This is a genomic window from Sphingobium aromaticiconvertens (assembly GCF_037154075.1).
In the GTDB taxonomy this organism is placed as follows: domain Bacteria; phylum Pseudomonadota; class Alphaproteobacteria; order Sphingomonadales; family Sphingomonadaceae; genus Sphingobium; species Sphingobium aromaticiconvertens.
This window is the reverse complement of sequence record NZ_JBANRJ010000001.1, coordinates 1,565,240-1,580,274: the sequence shown is the minus strand read 5'-3', so window position 1 is coordinate 1,580,274 and position 15,035 is coordinate 1,565,240. Positions and strand designations below refer to the sequence as shown.

The window sequence follows — 15,035 nt, the reverse complement described above, 5'->3', positions numbered from 1 at the left end:
AAGGAGAGCCTTCCATTGACCCAAGCTACCGTTGCCGCCGCCTTGCCTGCCGAGCGTCCAACCTATGTGCGCTATAAGATCATTGCTTTCATCTTTCTGATCACCGCGATCAACTATGCGGATCGGGCCACATTCTCGATCGCTGGCAATGCGGCGGCGGGAGAGCTGGGCATTTCGCCGGTACAGACGGGTTTCATCCTGTCGGCCTTCGCCTGGGCCTATGTGCTGGGACAGATACCGGGCGGCCTGCTGCTCGACCGGTTCGGCACCAAGCGCATCTATGCCGGCGCGATTGCGATCTGGTCAATCTTCACGGCTATGCAGGGCACAGTCGGGCTGATCGCCGGGCTGCCGGTGGTGGCAACCCTGTTCGCGCTGCGCTTCATGGTTGGGGTGGCGGAAGCCCCCTCCTTCCCCGGCAATGCGCGACTGGTCGCGGCCTGGTTCCCCGGAGCGGAACGCGGCACGGCCTCGGCGATTTTTAACAGCGCGCAATATTTCTCTCTGGTTGCCTTCGCGCCGCTGATGGGCTGGCTGGTCCATGATTTCGGCTGGCGGGCGGTTTTTTGGGTAATGGGCGCGCTGGGGCTGGTTGCGACCGCGATGTTCGTGCGCTTCATCCACAGTCCGGCCAAACATCCGGCCATCAATGCGACTGAACTCGCGCATATCGAAACGGGCGGCGGGTTGATCCATATGGAGGATGGGGTCGGACAAGCGGCGAAGGCATCCACCTTCACCTGGCACAATGTTCGCCAGTTGCTCGCCAACCGCATGATGCTGGGCATCTATTTGGGCCAATATTGCATCAATGTGCTGACCTATTTCTTTGTCACATGGTTCCCCATTTATCTGGTGAAGGAACGCGGTCTTAACATCATGGAGGCCGGGTTCGCAGCGGCTGCGCCTGCATTGTGCGGCTTTGTGGGCGGACTGATCGGCGGCTTTGCCTCCGACCGGATATTGAAGCGCACCGGCAATCTCGATCTGGCGCGCAAGGGGCCGCTGGTGGTGGGCATGTTGCTGGCGACGATGATCATTGCCTGCGTCTGGGTGGAGGCGGAATGGCTGGTCGTCACGCTGATGGCGGTCGCCTTCTTCGGCAAGGGCATAGCTTCGCTCGGCTGGGCAGTTATGGCTGATGTCGCCCCCAAATCGCTGGCCGGGCTATCAGGCGGCGTCTTCAACATGTTCGGCAATGTCGCTGGCATCGTGACGCCGATCGTCGTCGGCTATATCGTGGCGATGACCGGATCGTTCGACCTGGCGCTGGTGTTCGTGGGCGCGCATTGCCTGCTCACCATCTTTTCCTTCCTTGTCATCGTGGGGCCGATCCGTCGGCTGGAGATCGCCTGATGCGGGTCGATCGGCGGCGTTTCCTGGCAACAGGTGTCGCGGCAATTGCAGTGCCCGCGCAGGCGCGAGGTTCACGCCCGCAACTGGTGGTTGCAAAGCCGATGGCGGCCCCGACCTGGGCGGTGATGCAGCGGCGTCTGCTCGATGTGAATGCTGAGGCTTGTGAGGCCTTCTACGCCCAATATGTGGATGACAGCGATCGATTGAAGGTGTTTGAGCGCTGGGGCGCCAATGACGGGCCGGATGACGCGGCGGAAGCAACCAATGACTGGTTCCTGTTGCACGCGCTGGGTGGCAGCGACCGGATCGCGACGCTCGCCAGCCGCTTTTGGGAAGGGCATCTCAAACAATTCACCGCCGCACGCACGGTCGATGTCCCGATCGCGCGGGAAGGCATGTATTATCGCGAATTCCCGGTGCAGATGGATTGGCAGCATAATGCCGAAGGGCTGACCAGTTTCAACGTCATGGGGCTATCCCGGCCTCGCGATGCAAAGCTGCTGGAGCGAACGCGCCGCTATGCCGATTTCTATACCGGGCGCGACCCGACCGTGCATAATTACGATATAAAGCTGCGGATGATGCGGAGCCTGCTTAACGGCAGCAAGGGGCCTATGCTGCGTGAGGCCACGCCGCTGGACTGGGTCGGTGATCCGTTCGATCCCGCCCCCTTCCACATGGAGCATGGCGAGACGACCTATCGCGAGACACTGGATCATTATGCCGACTATGGCGATGTGGTCGGCGATAATCCGCTGAACCTGCAATCGACGACACTGGGCCTCAACGCCTATGCGCTAGGTGGTGGAGAGGGCTATCGTCGCTGGGCACTCGACTATCTGGATGCCTGGGTCGATCGGGCGACAAAGAATGACGACATATTGCCCAGTTACGTTCGGCCTGACGGGACTGTTGGCGAGGATTGGTGGAAGGGCGTCTATGGTTGGGGCTTTTCTCCAGTTGTGCCGCAGACCGGCGTGAGGGAGGATCGCAACCGGGTGCCGAGGTCGATTACCGCCTTCATGGGCGCAGTCGTGATGACAGGCGACCTTGGCTATATCGACCTGTGGCGACGGCAGAATGCGCGGATCAACGCGCAGATGCAGGTCGTGAAGGGCGTATCGTCCGCGCCGACCATGTATGGCGCGCAGAGCTGGTATGGTTGGAAGCCCGGCCCTTATCGCAGCAACGGGTTCGAGATCTGGTATATGTCGCAGCGCGCCGACGATCGGGCGGCGGCGGGGGCGCACCCTTGGCTGGATTATCTGGAGGGGCGCAACCCCGCCTATCCCGAACAGGCGCTGGCAGCCGATCTGGCGCGCGTGGCCGAACGGATGAAGACGCGGGAAACGGATACGACAACGCCGCAGACGCGGCTGGCGGACTGGCCGATCGGCATCAACCCCGCCAGCGTTACCAGCCTGGTGCAGTTGATGACGGGCGGATTGCATATCGCCCGTCCTCCCTGGTCGAAAACATCGCCGCCGCAGGGGGGCGTGCCGCTGCATTGCCGCCTGCGCTATTTCGATCCGGTGGCGCGCCGCGCCGGTGTGCCTGCGGATGTGGCGGCACTGGTGCAGGCAATGGACGGTCGGTCGACGCAGGTGATGCTGGTCAACCTCAACCCGCGTGAGGCGCGCAGCGTGACCGTACAGGGCGGCGCTTATGCCGAACATCGTGTCGACAGCGTGACGCTGGACGGACGGAGGATCGCCACGGGCGGTCGCGATGTGACTATCCGGCTGGAGCCAGGCTGTGGCACACAACTGACGCTGGCCATGACGCGCTATGCCAATCGTCCGACGCTGGACTTCCCATGGGATCGGGTATGAGGGTCAGCCGCCCGGTTTGATATAGGGCGCGACCGCGAATAACAGCCGCTCCTCCCGCCGCGGATCATCCTCTATCCGCAGGGTGCGGTCGAAGATCATCGTTGATCGCCGGGCAAGATCATAGTGCGGCCAGCGGGGACGAGTGCCGCCATTGGGATCGCCGGTGCGGGCCAGCGCAATGAAGGCGTCGGCCATCTGCCCGGCAAGCCGTCGCGCGTCGGAACTGGCGCCCGTGCGCGATCCGGGGGCATCGACATTGTCGAACACCAACGGGATATCGAGCGTGTGGAAGGCGCCAAGAATACCGCCAGCCTCGGGACAAGGGAAATCGAGCTGATACATCCAGGTCGGTGCGCCGATCTTTGCGCGCTCTTCCGCCTGTATCAGATGGCCGGGCCAGGACCGCCCGGCAGTCGTCGCGGCGAGCAATATCTGGCCGGGGGTCCGGGTGGGGTAGAGTTCGCGATAACGGCGGATGACATGATCGGGCGCGAGGTCTTTGGTCGTTGCCAGCGCATAGCGTTCGGGCAAGTTGTCCCATGTCGTGTCGCCCGCGCGCAGTGTCTTTTCGATCCAGAGCGCGGTTTCGTCATGGGTGTTGCCGACGATCAGGGGGATATGCGCCGCTTCGCGCGGGGCATCGGGTATGAAAGGATGGCGCGGCAGCACGCCATGATCGAGGGTCGAAACGAAACTGATTTCGCCCCTGCCCTCCAGCGGGTCGGTCATCGCCATGGCGTCGACCAGCCGTTCGACCGGCAGGCGTTGCAGAGTGGCGACATCGGGCGCTCCTGCCTTCGCCATCCAGGCGCGCGCACGGGTGGTAGCGTGCATCGGTCCGGCGGCGGTAACATGCTGGCCGCTCATCGTCGCGGCGGCGTGAAACATTGGACGCGCTTCCGGCATGGCCATCAACGTCACCACCTTTGCCCCGCCACCCGACTGGCCGAACAGCATGACGCGTCCCGGATCGCCGCCGAAGCTGGCGATGTTGTCGCGCACCCACTCAAGCGCCAATATGATGTCGAGATTCCCGACATTGCCCGACTCCGCCGGGCCGCCCAGTCCCGCCAGGTAGGCGTAGCCCAGCCCTGCCAGCCGATGGTTGAGTGTCACGACGACAACATCGCCGCGCTTTACCAGATTGCCGCCGTCATAGAGCGGGTCGCTGCCCGACCCATGAGCATGCGCGCCGCCGTGCAGATAGACCATGACCGGGCGCTTCCCTGCATCCAGCGCGGGTGTCCAGACATTGAGGAACAGGCAGTCCTCGCTCGTGGGTTCGCTGGCCTTTGTCTGTGGGGCGGCGGCACCATAGCGTGTGGCGTCCGTGATGCCGGACCAAGGTTTGGGCGGAAGGGCGCGACGGAAGCGACGCGGGGCGGTGTTCGCGCCATAACGGATACCGCGAAAGACGAGGACGTTCTTCTCGATGGCACCACGCACCCTGCCGTAACGGGTGAGCGCAATCGGGCTGGCTATTTTCGCAGAGGCTCGTGTCGCCAGCGGCGCAATCGCCATCCCGGCGAGAAGCGTGCGCCGGTCGACGCCTGTCATCCGCCGGTGCTTTCCGCGCAAAGCTGGCGCATCGTTGGTAGGGCCGGATTATGATTGTCGCGCCGCCAGGCCATGTGCAGCTCGACGGGGCGCTCCTGCGGCGTCATGAGTCGCCGGAACTGCACGTCCATCATGTGCAGGCCGGTCGCGCTTTCAGGCACGATCGCAGCGGCCAGACCCGCATGAACCAGCCCCAGCATCGAATGAATCTGGGTCACATGCTGGACATAGAGGGGGGCGACCTGTGCCTCCTCGAACAGGTTGACCAGCATATTGTGGAAATAGCTGGCACCCTGACGCGAATACATGATGAGCGGCTGGCCGTCGAAATCGGCGGGGGCCAGCGCAGCTTTCGACTGGCGCGCATCACCGGGGGGCAGAGCAACGATCAGGGGTTCCTTGAGCACGCAGCTAGTCTCGAACTCGTGCCGGTCGACCGGGGGACGGACGAAGCCGATGTCGATGAGGCCGGTCAGCAGGGCGTCGACTTGTTCGTTCGACACCATCTCACGCAATTCCAGTTCGATATTGGGCAGGGAGGCGCGGGCCTGCGCGACGATGCGCGGCACGACATTATAACCTGATACCGCCGTGAAGCCGATCGCGACACGCCCGGCGTCGCCCTTCGCCACGCGCCGCGCCGACAGGGCGGCGCTGTCGGCCAACCGGACGATCCGCCGCGCTTCGATCAGGAAGACGCTGCCAGCCGGGGTCAGACTGACCTGCCGGCTGGTGCGTTCCAGCAGTTGCACGTCCAGTATTCGCTCCAGCAACTGTATCTGGCGGCTGAGTGGAGACTGGGTCATGTTGAGGCGCTGGGCCGCGCGACCGAAATGGAGTTCTTCGGCGGCGGCGACGAAGCAACGAAGCTGGCTGAGTTCAAACATCATGCCAGACTATCCGTGCCCGCCGGCCAAGTCACCTTCTCCACGTTACGCGGCGGCAGACAGCAACTCGGGCGATGCCTTTTCGATCAGCGCGCGCAGTTCGGCTTCCTCGGCTGCCGACAGGTTAGTGAGCGGTGAACGGACCGGGCCTGCGTCGCGGCCGATGATCTTCATGCCTGACTTCACGATCGACACGGCATAGCCGCGCCCCTTGTTGCGCAGCGCGATATAGGGCAGCACGAACTGGCGTAGCTGCTCCATCACATAGGCCTGATCGCCTGCGCGCACCGCCTTGTAGAAGGCCAGCGCCCATGCAGGCATGAAATTGAAGATCGCCGATGAATAGGTCGTGACACCCATGGTGAGATAGGGGGTGGCGAACGTCTCCGCCGTCGGCAATCCGCCGATATAGGTCAAGCGATCGCCCATGCGGGCATAGATGCGGGTCATCAGTTCGATGTCCCCCACGCCATCCTTGAAGCCGACGAGGTTAGGATTACGCTCACACAGCCGTGCCAGCGTTTCGTCATCCACGATGCCATTGTCGCGGTTATAGACGATGACGCCCAGACCGGTGGCGCGGCAGACTGCCTCGATATGCGCGGCAAGGCCTTCCTGCTTGCTGTTCATCAGATAGGGCGGCAGCAACAGCACGCCGTCAGCGCCCGCCTTTTCCGCGTCCCGCGCAATACCGGCCGCGATCGCCGTGCCATAGCCGCAGCCCGATATGACAGGGATCTTGCCCGCCGTTTCAGCGACCGCTGCGGCAACGACAGTGGCAACCTCATTGGGGGTGAGCGAGAAAAACTCGCCGGTCCCACCAGCGGCGAAGAGGCCGGTCAGTTCATGTTCCAGCATCCATGCGCAATGCGCGCGATAGGGTGCCTCTTCAAAGGCGCCATCGGCATCGAAATGCGTCACGGGGAATGACAGAAGCCCCTGGCCCAACTGCTGTGCCATGTCGCGGGGGCTAAAGTGAGTCATGGTGGATAGTCTCCTCTCCGGGCAAGGACGTTCTCGCCCGTTGTGTTCGTGCAAGGAGATAGCTGGCCGTGCCAGATGGGTCCAAACCAAAGGCGCGCATGATCAATGCGCGCCTTGGCTAGATCCCACCACTATGAACCTGCCGTTGCCATCTTTTCCAGCCGGGCAGCGATGGTCGTTAAATCCTGCACGAAACGCGCATATTCCGTTTCCCGATCAGCGCGAACACGCAATAGAAAGCTGGGATGAACAGTTACCCAGGTTTCGCCGCCATCCAGCGCGGTCTGGGGCGCTCCCCGCAGAGGCGCGATCGACGTTGCTCGCCCCAATAACGAATGCGCCGCCGTTGCGCCCAGCGCGACGGTCAGGGCTGGACGAACCACAGCACGTTCCCGATCCAGCCACCAGCGGCATGCCTGAATTTCGCCAGCATTTGGGCGCGCATGCAGTCGTCGCTTGCCCCGCTGTTCGAATTTAAAATGCTTTACCGCATTGGTGACGTAAGTCTGTGCACGATCGATGCCCGCGTCGGCCAGTGCCCGGTCAAATATCTGTCCAGCCGGACCGACAAAAGGTCGTTCCGCGAGATCCTCCTGATCGCCGGGCTGTTCGCCTACGAACATCAGCTTCGCATTGACTGGCCCTTCGCCAAACACCGTCTGCGTGGCACATCGATAAAGAGTGCACCGAGTGCAGTGTTTTGCCTCATCTTTCTGCATGCTCCATCGTTGTTGCGGCGAAGCCTGCACACTCATAGGGGGGTCCGTCTTATCCTGCGACCGATCGACCATAGCCAACTCTCTGCCATAAGCCCGCAATCAACTGACTGACCAACGCTGTTTCAGGCATATTCGCCCAATATTTGCGGGGCATTTCTTTCAGCATCACCTTCACCTTTAAGCGGGCGGGATTGAAGGTAGCCGCGTAGATGGCGGCGGTCGAGCACCCCTGATGTCATTCGATTTGCTCGGGCGTAAGCTCGGAAGCGGTTATTCAAAACATTCTCGCGAACCGGCCATCAGCTTTCTGCAAAGCGGGGTGCCCGGTCGAAATCCTGCTTCCCGAACGGCCGATCGGTAAACAGATAGCCGTAATAATATTGCCGCAGTCGGGCGTGATAGGCCCTGACCCTGTCCTGATAGACGAGTTGCGCCTTAAGATCCGTTTCCGCCAGCCGCGCCAGAATTGCTTGCACGCCAACAGAGGGCAGGACCCAGCCGAGCGCACCGGCAGCCGCATCACGCGCTTCAAGGCCGGCGCGATAAGCCGCGACCTGCGGGGCCACGCTTTCGTCGCCGACCTGATGAAAGGCGAAGTACCATTTATAATGGAACCCCTTCGGCAAGGGCGGGCTGCCCCGCCATTCCGGGTGGCTGGCATAGAAGCGATGCATCGTGTCCTCGCGCGGAATGTCCCATGCCCGGTTCACCGCCTCGCGCTGGGCGAGCGTCAACTCGACACCTTGGCCGACCGGAATTGCCTGATTGATCGCGACATGGGCGATGGTCGGCAGGACCAGCGTGAGAACCAGCCAGACACCCGCCAGCGCGGCCGCATTGGCGACCGAACTCCACGCCATGCGATCGACCAGCAGAGTGAATGCGATCCAGAAGGCAAGATAGGCGGCGACAAGCAGCAGGATCGCCAGCATCGTCAGCGGCGCGACGCCGGACAGCAGCGCGCCCCCCAGCAGTGGCAGGACAAGCGCGCCATAAACCAGTACGAAGCGAAGCCCGACCCGCCGCAGCCACAGGTGGCCACCTCTGCCGGGCAGCGACTTTAGCATCCGCAGGCGGCCCGCCTCCCGTTCGCTCGACACAAGATCATGGAACAGTGCGATCACAAACAGCGGGACGAGATAGACGAGGACGAAAGTGAAATCGAACCGCCCCGGCAGCGCCAGTTCGGGGTTGAACGCTTCGCCGTCATAGAGTTGCGCTTCCAGGCCCAGAGCGCGGACACGCAGGATATAGGGCGACACGTCGCGCATACCGAGCGCCGCAAAGGCCAAAGGCGACGGCGCATCCCATGTCGGATGGAAGCTGTAATAGGCCGCGCTCCCGGCATCCTTGTCATGATCAACCCATTTGGCGATCGCGCCGATATCCTCCGCCTGCTGAGGGGCGATGCGGGCGATGACAGCGCGCTGATGCGCGACTTCCACCATGCCAGCAATGATGCTGGCCACTGAGAGGAAGGCGACGAGTGCGAGCGCGCCCATCGCCATGCGCGACCGCAGGAGCAGCCGCAGTTCGTGAGATAACAGACTCATTTCGCATGCCTCTGCAGACGGCTCGCAAGGGGAAAGAGGGCAAGGGTTACGACGGCAAGCCAAGCCAGGATCAGCCAGAGTCCGGGCAGGCTGGCCCGGACCAGATCGCGCGCCGATGCGGGGTTGAAGGTGAAGGCTGGGATCATTCCCCAGTTTTGAGACGATACGCGGTTGCGGTCGTCGGCTCCCTCATCCTGAGCAGTATCGTCGGCGTAGCGGACATTTTCCGCCTGCAGGCGATTGAGACGCTGGACGATGTCGTAGCGATAGGCCTCTGCTTGAGCGAGGAAGCGACGATGACCGTTGAGGTCGGTGCCCGCCGCCGCCATCGACAATCGCCGCAGCGCGACGGCCGGGCTGGCGATTCCAAAGCCGTCCATCAGGCTGCTTTGCGCCACCTGCTTGCCGAAGCTGTCGGTCGCATAACGCTCGAAAAGGCCGGCGGTCAGTTTCTCGCCCTCCATTCCCAATAGGCCCTTGTAGTTGACCGGAAGATCCTCGACCCGGCTCACCCCATATTGACGGAGTATCTTCTGCTTGAAGGCGGCGAAGAAAGGATCGTCAGGATTGTGGCTGTCGCCCAGCGCGCGCAGGTCGCGCTGGATCGCGATGTCGGTTTCCAGCTTCGTCGGCAGCGGATATGCGTGCCCGGCGATGTCCGGCGCGACGCGAGGCAACAGGATAACGACCACGGCCCACAGCGCGATCAGCCCGAGCAACGCATCACGGCTGCGTCCCGCAAGTGCTGAGACGAGGATGACGATGACCGACCACAGCGCAAGATAAGCGGCATAGCCCCCGGCGATGATCGCCATCGGCGCGGCGAGCGCACCGGGCTTTCCGGCAATCAGGGCAAAGCCGATCATTGCTGGCAGGCCAATCAACATGGCGACGAGGCCGAGCGCCAGCAGCTTGCCTGCCAGCACCTGTCGTGCCGACACGCCCTGCACCAGCAACTGCCGAAGCGTGCCGCGTTCCCGCTCGCGTGCAACCACGCCATGACCCAGGAAGATCAGCAGCAGCGGCGCGATGACCTGCAGCACGAACGCCGGGGTCAGTTGGCCGAAGCGGACGAGCAGCGAGGACTGGCGGATGTCGCCGAAATTGGCGGTGTTCTGGCGATGTCCCTCCAGAAACATGCTGTTGCCGGTGAAGGCGTCGACGCCTGGGTCGAACGCCGCCAGCGGCCCGAGCGGACGATAGACGAAATGGCCGTAATGGACGACGCGATGCGGATGGCGATCGGGCTGGGCGTCGAACGCCTGCGTCGCCTCGTTCTGGAACCGCGCCCGCATCTCGGCAATGTCGCGCTGATGGCTCCACGCAATGAAAGCCGCGACGAGGGTCAGCAGGACGAGCAGCGAAAAGGCGACCATGCCCACGCGATTGCGCAACATCAGGCGCAGTTCATCGGCCGCGACCAGACGGATGGGAGAGGAGCCGACGGGGTTCATGCCGCGACTGCCTCGTGCGCGAACTTGCGGTGCAGTTCGCGCACGTCGAACCGCTCTTCGCCTTGGGCCGACGCTTCATCGACGATCCGTCCGGCCTCCAGAAAGCCGATCCGGTCGGCAATGTCCACCGCACTCAGCAGATCATGCGTCACCATCAGAACGGCTGCACCCTTCTTCGCGACGCCGTGGACCAGCGCATTGAAATCGGCGGTAGCGCGCGGATCGAGGCCCGAGGACGGCTCGTCAAGCAACAGCACCGGCACCTCGCGCAGGAGCGCGATCGAGATCGCTACTTTCTGCCGCATCCCTTTGGAGAAACCAGACAGGCGCTTGTTCCACGCCGCCTGCTGAAGCCCGGTCGCCGCGAACGCCGCATCGATGTCCGCCTGCGCTGGCTGACGCCCCGACAGGGCGAGCAGATAGTGTGCATTTTCCCGCGCGCTCAGATGATCATAGAGCGCCACATTCTCCGGCACATAGGCAATCTGTTCGCGGGCATCGTCAGCCTGTACGACCGGATCGAAGCCGCAGATGCGAACCGTGCCGCTATCGGGTTTCGCAAAGCCCAGCAAAGTCGACAGGGTCGTCGACTTACCCGCGCCATTACCACCAAGCAGGGCATAGATTTCCCCCGCAGCGACATGCAGCGACAGGCCGCGCAGTATCTGGTGCGATCCATAGGACAGGCGAATATCGTCAATGGCTATCAACTGGCCGGCGGCGGTCAGTGGCATGAATGAAGCTCCCTGATTGATCCCATAAACATGTTCGACAACAATGGCCCCTGTCAATGAAATGTTATAACATTATTTTATTGACGAGTGGGCAACCCGGTTTCTATGGGGCGTGCCGGCGCGATGTAACATTATCTCATTTCGTTCATCCGCCGGCATCTATGCCCGGGGGGAAACTTGCATGCTACGACAATCGCTCGCTTCTATGGCTCTGGCCGCGTCCGCCACGCTGCTCGCGCCAGATATTGCCCGCGCGCAAGAGGCTGGAGAAGAGCAGGCCATTGTCATCACCGGGTCGCGACAGGCCAGCACCAGCATCAGTGGGCTGGTCATCGATCCGCTGCTGCTGCCGCAGAATGTTCGTTTGCTGGACGACCGGCTGATCGATCAGGCCGGATTCACCGACCTGTCGCAGCTATTCGATCTGGCAGGTGGCATGTCGCGGCAGAATAGTTTTGGCGGTGCATGGGACGCCTATGCAATCCGGGGGTTTTCCGGCGACATCAATCAGGGACCAGACCTGTTGGTCAACCGATTCAGCGCTAATCGCGGCTTTAATGCGCGACGGGACGTGGCGACGGTGGACAGCTTCCAGATACTCAAAGGGCCCGCTTCCGCCCTGTCCGGCAAGGGCGAGCCGGGCGGATCAATCAATATCGTGACAAAGGCACCGCTGGATCATTTCCACGCGGAAGCCGACCTGTCCCATGCCAGCTATGACACGAGGCGCGGCAGTGTCGATTTCGGCGGACCAGCGGCGGCTGGGCTGGGCGTCCGGATGATCGGCGTCTATCAACAGGGCGACAGCTTTCGAGACTATAACCGCAGCGACCGCCTGCTCATCGCGCCGTCGATCGGCTGGCAACCGGCGGATGGCGTCCGTTTTCTCTATCAGCTTGAATATAACCTCGTCCACTTTACCCATGATCGCGGGCTGGTGGCGTTCAATGGTGACGGCAAGGCATTGCCGCGTGATCGTTTTCTGGGCGAACCGAATGATGGCCAGATGCGCCAGCGCACCAGCCAACATCAGGGAACACTGACGATAGACCTGGCGCACGGCATCGCGATCGAGGCGGGCATGCAGTATCGCGACGGGATGCTGGCCGGGCAGTCGACGCATAACAGTGCGCTGATCGGCACGCGTCTGGGGCGGCAGTTGCGTATCCATGACTATAGCTGGCAGGATCTGTCGGGGCGGATCGAACTGAGCGCTAACGGTTCCCTTCTGGGAGTTGAGCATCAGCTTCGGATCGGCGGCGACGCCTTCGACTATGACCAGCGCCGTATCTTCCATCGCTTCAGCCCGACTGCGGCAAACCCCTATGACATCGACATCTTCAACCCGGTCTATGGGCAGCCCAAGCCCGCCGCGACACTGAACCAGGACCTGCTCGAACGGCTTCGCGGCAAGAGCCTCTATGCGCAGGACCTGATGACGCTGGGCAGTATGTTCAGCCTGCTCCTGGGGGTTCGGCACGACTGGATACGCCAGCACAACATCAACTACCGCACTGGCACTCAGGACCGGCAAAGTCCGTCCGTCACCTCGCCGCGCGCCGCCTTCACCTTCGCGCCGAGCCAGAACGTCTCGGCCTATGTCAGTTGGGGGCGATCTTTCCGCTTTAATCAGGGCGTCGATGCCAATGCCGATCCGTTCGCGCCGGAACGGGGGGAAGCGCTGGAGGGCGGCGTCAAATATGCGCTGCTGGACAAGCGGCTGACCGGCACCCTTTCACTGTACCGGATCACCAAGGATAACGTGCTGGTCAGCGATGGCACAAGCAGCGGCTTCTCCATCGCCGCCGGGCGTGCACGCAGCAAGGGTGCAGAATTTGACGCCAATCTGGCGATCGATGACCGGCTGACGGTCACTGCCGTCTATGCCTATACCGATGCGAAAGTTGTACGAGACACGCGACCGGGGCTGGTCGGCACCAGGCTGCTCAATATTCCGAAGCATTCCGGCGCGCTTTATGGCCACTGGCAGTCGGCGGGCAGCCAGCCCGGATCGGTCGGCATCGGGGCCGGCGCCACCTATGTCGGGTCCAGGCCCGGAGACGACGTCGCCAGCGGCTTTCGCCTGCCTGATTATCTGACGGCGCGGCTCAATCTGTCCTACCAGCTTTCAAAGGGGGTTTCGGTCCATCTCGATGCTGAGAACCTGTTCGACGCCTATTATCTCGAAAGCTCCTACAGCAACGTCTGGATCACGCCCGGCGCGCCACGAACCATCCGTGGCCGGGCAGTGCTAAGCCTGTGATCGCCATGCAAAAAAGAGGCTTCCCGCTGCTGCTGTCCGCCCTGTCGCTGGCCGATCCGGCTGCGGCGCAGCGTGCCGACGAAAATGCAGTACGGGAGGCGGAGGACGGCTTCGGCAAAAGCGTCGGCAGTGACTCGGCCGGCATCTACGCCAGCGGCGAGGTGCGCGGCTTTTCCGCTAGCGATGCTGGCAATGCGCGGATCGAGGGGCTTTATTTCGACAAGGCGGGACAGATCAGCAACGTCATCGTGCGGGGCACCACCGTGCGCGTGGGCCTGTCTTCATTCGGTTATCCCTCCCCCGCCCCGACCGGGATCGTGGACAGCGACCTGCGCCGCGTAGGGAAAAAGCCGGTTGTCAGCGTCCAACTCAACGGCGGCGACTATCTTGGTACTGACCTGGTGGTCGACGCTGCGTTGCCGCTGAGCGACAGATTTGATCTCAACCTCGACCTTGGCCTGTACGACGACAAATATGTGAACGGCGCCGACGGATGGTTCGTCAGCTTCGGCGGCTATACGCTGCTGACCGGCAGGCGTGCGGCGGCCGTTCTCACGATGGATTTCTAAACGAATGTGCCGTTGTCAACGATGCCGATATAAAGATGGAGGAGCGCACGCCCCATTCATTTGCCGATGGCCATCATACTGTATCCGTAGTCGCGCAGGATTCGAGCGGTCGTGGCGGCACTTTTGGGAATGATGTCATCATAGCCGGGGAAGCCCGACGGTGCTGCGGCGTGCGAACCGATGTGAACGGCATGATGGTTACGCCCGGTGAGCAGCGCAGCCCTGGAGGGGGAGCATAGTGATGTTGCGTGGAAATTGTTATAAACCAGTCCGCGCGCGGCCACGCGATCGATATTGGGCGTGCTGGCAAGGCCGCCAAAGGCACCGATCTGTCCGAAGCCGACATCGTCCAACATCCAGATAAGCACATTGGGCGCATTTTGCGGCGCACTGGGAGGAGCGGGCCAGTCCGGAACGCTGTCTTTGGCGAAGGTCGAGATTCTGCCGTTGAACTCTGGAGCGTTGACAGGCTGGATTGCTGACTTCGGCACCGTCGGCTGCCCTGGCAAGGCAGCGGACCAGAGCGCTGCGGCCAGGGAAAGACATACCGAATATACGCGCGGCCCATGATACCTCGTGACACGCTTCATGTCGCTCCTCCCCGATTGCAAGGAATTACATTCGGTGTAACTTTCTTTCAGTCAATTGGCTGCGCCTCTCCCATGGGACGATAACGGGTGTGTGATGGAGTAGCTGGTGAGCATTGGGTCTCGGTGGCTGCCTTGGTCTATGCCGATCCATGCTTGTTCGCCGTGGCAAGCCAGACGTCAAACTCACCGGTCCATCAGACCCCGCGCCGAGCCCTTGAAAAGAATCACAGCTTTGGAGCAATCCATTTCCCACAACTGACGGGGCGGAATGGCGCAAGTCGGGCGAACGGCCCTGTTTCAGCCGTCGACCCAAGCTGGTCGTTCAGCGCCTAATTTTGCTACCTCGGGTACGGACCAGCGGCTTTCGCTAAATGGCCATTCGAATCTGACCTCAAGCCGTCGGACGGTTTTGCATGACCGAGCGAGGTCGCCATTTACGGGTGCTGACTGCGGCCCTATAATGCGCGATGGTTACAGACCCGCCATTGTCCCGGCGGGAGAGCCAGGTCGGTCCCCCAATAGCGCACGGACCTCTAG

The 15,035-nt window shown here is 62.3% G+C and carries 11 protein-coding genes and 1 pseudogene; 4 read left to right on the top strand and 8 right to left on the bottom strand.

All coding sequences use genetic code 11. From position 1 onward, the window contains the following. Positions 1-15: 15 nt before the first annotated feature. On the top strand, positions 16-1,356 hold the full coding sequence (locus WFR25_RS07505; protein WP_336969845.1) for an MFS transporter: 1,341 nt from the start codon (positions 16-18) through the stop codon (positions 1,354-1,356). Continuing rightward, positions 1,356-3,188: a DUF8034 domain-containing protein gene (locus tag WFR25_RS07500; protein WP_336969843.1), complete on the top strand. Its 1,833-nt coding sequence runs from the start codon at positions 1,356-1,358 to the stop codon at positions 3,186-3,188. The genes WFR25_RS07505 and WFR25_RS07500 overlap by 1 nt, the downstream gene beginning before the upstream one ends. A gap of 3 nt (positions 3,189-3,191) precedes the next feature. On the opposite strand, the gene WFR25_RS07495 is transcribed toward WFR25_RS07500, so the two are convergent. From WFR25_RS07495 to WFR25_RS07465, 7 genes and pseudogenes are all read right to left on the bottom strand, one after another. Next, the gene (locus WFR25_RS07495) at positions 3,192-4,745 is read right to left on the bottom strand and encodes a carboxylesterase/lipase family protein (RefSeq protein WP_336969842.1); all 1,554 of its coding nucleotides are present in this window, start codon (positions 4,743-4,745) and stop codon (positions 3,192-3,194) included. Next, positions 4,742-5,635: a LysR family transcriptional regulator gene (locus WFR25_RS07490; RefSeq protein ID WP_336969840.1), complete on the bottom strand. Its 894-nt coding sequence runs from the start codon at positions 5,633-5,635 to the stop codon at positions 4,742-4,744. Before WFR25_RS07490 ends, WFR25_RS07495 begins: the two co-directional genes overlap by 4 nt. A gap of 42 nt (positions 5,636-5,677) precedes the next feature. Then, positions 5,678-6,616, bottom strand: coding sequence for a 5-dehydro-4-deoxyglucarate dehydratase (kdgD, locus tag WFR25_RS07485; protein ID WP_336969838.1), 939 nt, complete (start codon positions 6,614-6,616; stop codon positions 5,678-5,680). Positions 6,617-6,747: 131 nt separating this feature from the next. Next, a pseudogene (locus WFR25_RS07480) lies at positions 6,748-7,543 on the bottom strand (UdgX family uracil-DNA binding protein); the annotation flags it as partial. Positions 7,544-7,634: 91 nt separating this feature from the next. Then, positions 7,635-8,888: an ABC transporter permease gene (locus WFR25_RS07475; RefSeq protein ID WP_336969836.1), complete on the bottom strand. Its 1,254-nt coding sequence runs from the start codon at positions 8,886-8,888 to the stop codon at positions 7,635-7,637. Then, complete coding sequence (locus tag WFR25_RS07470) at positions 8,885-10,342, bottom strand: ABC transporter permease (RefSeq protein ID WP_336969834.1); 1,458 nt, start codon at positions 10,340-10,342, stop codon at positions 8,885-8,887. The genes WFR25_RS07475 and WFR25_RS07470 overlap by 4 nt, the downstream gene beginning before the upstream one ends. Then, on the bottom strand, positions 10,339-11,076 hold the full coding sequence (locus tag WFR25_RS07465; RefSeq protein ID WP_336969832.1) for an ABC transporter ATP-binding protein: 738 nt from the start codon (positions 11,074-11,076) through the stop codon (positions 10,339-10,341). Before WFR25_RS07465 ends, WFR25_RS07470 begins: the two co-directional genes overlap by 4 nt. A gap of 181 nt (positions 11,077-11,257) precedes the next feature. Between WFR25_RS07465 and WFR25_RS07460 the strand changes: the two genes are divergently transcribed. Together WFR25_RS07460 and WFR25_RS07455 are read left to right on the top strand one after the other, a co-directional pair. Continuing rightward, the gene (locus WFR25_RS07460) at positions 11,258-13,339 is read left to right on the top strand and encodes a TonB-dependent siderophore receptor (protein ID WP_336969831.1); all 2,082 of its coding nucleotides are present in this window, start codon (positions 11,258-11,260) and stop codon (positions 13,337-13,339) included. 5 nt (positions 13,340-13,344) lie between these two features. After that, a complete protein-coding gene (locus WFR25_RS07455; protein ID WP_336969830.1) occupies positions 13,345-13,908 on the top strand; it encodes a hypothetical protein in 564 nt (187 codons plus the stop codon). A 56-nt stretch (positions 13,909-13,964) separates the two neighbouring features. Here WFR25_RS07455 and WFR25_RS07450 read toward each other — a convergent pair whose 3' ends face one another. Beyond that, positions 13,965-14,399: a sulfatase-like hydrolase/transferase gene (locus WFR25_RS07450; RefSeq protein ID WP_336969829.1), complete on the bottom strand. Its 435-nt coding sequence runs from the start codon at positions 14,397-14,399 to the stop codon at positions 13,965-13,967. Between the last annotated feature and the right edge of the window lie 636 nt (positions 14,400-15,035).

Coding starts and splice junctions, on each gene's coding strand:
- WFR25_RS07465 (WP_336969832.1), bottom strand. CDS start 11,076: ATGCCACTGACCGCCGCCGGCCAGTTGATAGCCATTGACGATATTCGC.
- kdgD (WP_336969838.1), bottom strand. CDS start 6,616: ATGACTCACTTTAGCCCCCGCGACATGGCACAGCAGTTGGGCCAGGGG.
- WFR25_RS07490 (WP_336969840.1), bottom strand. CDS start 5,635: ATGATGTTTGAACTCAGCCAGCTTCGTTGCTTCGTCGCCGCCGCCGAA.
- WFR25_RS07475 (WP_336969836.1), bottom strand. CDS start 8,888: ATGAGTCTGTTATCTCACGAACTGCGGCTGCTCCTGCGGTCGCGCATG.
- WFR25_RS07455 (WP_336969830.1), top strand. CDS start 13,345: ATGCAAAAAAGAGGCTTCCCGCTGCTGCTGTCCGCCCTGTCGCTGGCC.
- WFR25_RS07495 (WP_336969842.1), bottom strand. CDS start 4,745: ATGACAGGCGTCGACCGGCGCACGCTTCTCGCCGGGATGGCGATTGCG.
- WFR25_RS07500 (WP_336969843.1), top strand. CDS start 1,356: ATGCGGGTCGATCGGCGGCGTTTCCTGGCAACAGGTGTCGCGGCAATT.
- WFR25_RS07470 (WP_336969834.1), bottom strand. CDS start 10,342: ATGAACCCCGTCGGCTCCTCTCCCATCCGTCTGGTCGCGGCCGATGAA.
- WFR25_RS07460 (WP_336969831.1), top strand. CDS start 11,258: ATGCTACGACAATCGCTCGCTTCTATGGCTCTGGCCGCGTCCGCCACG.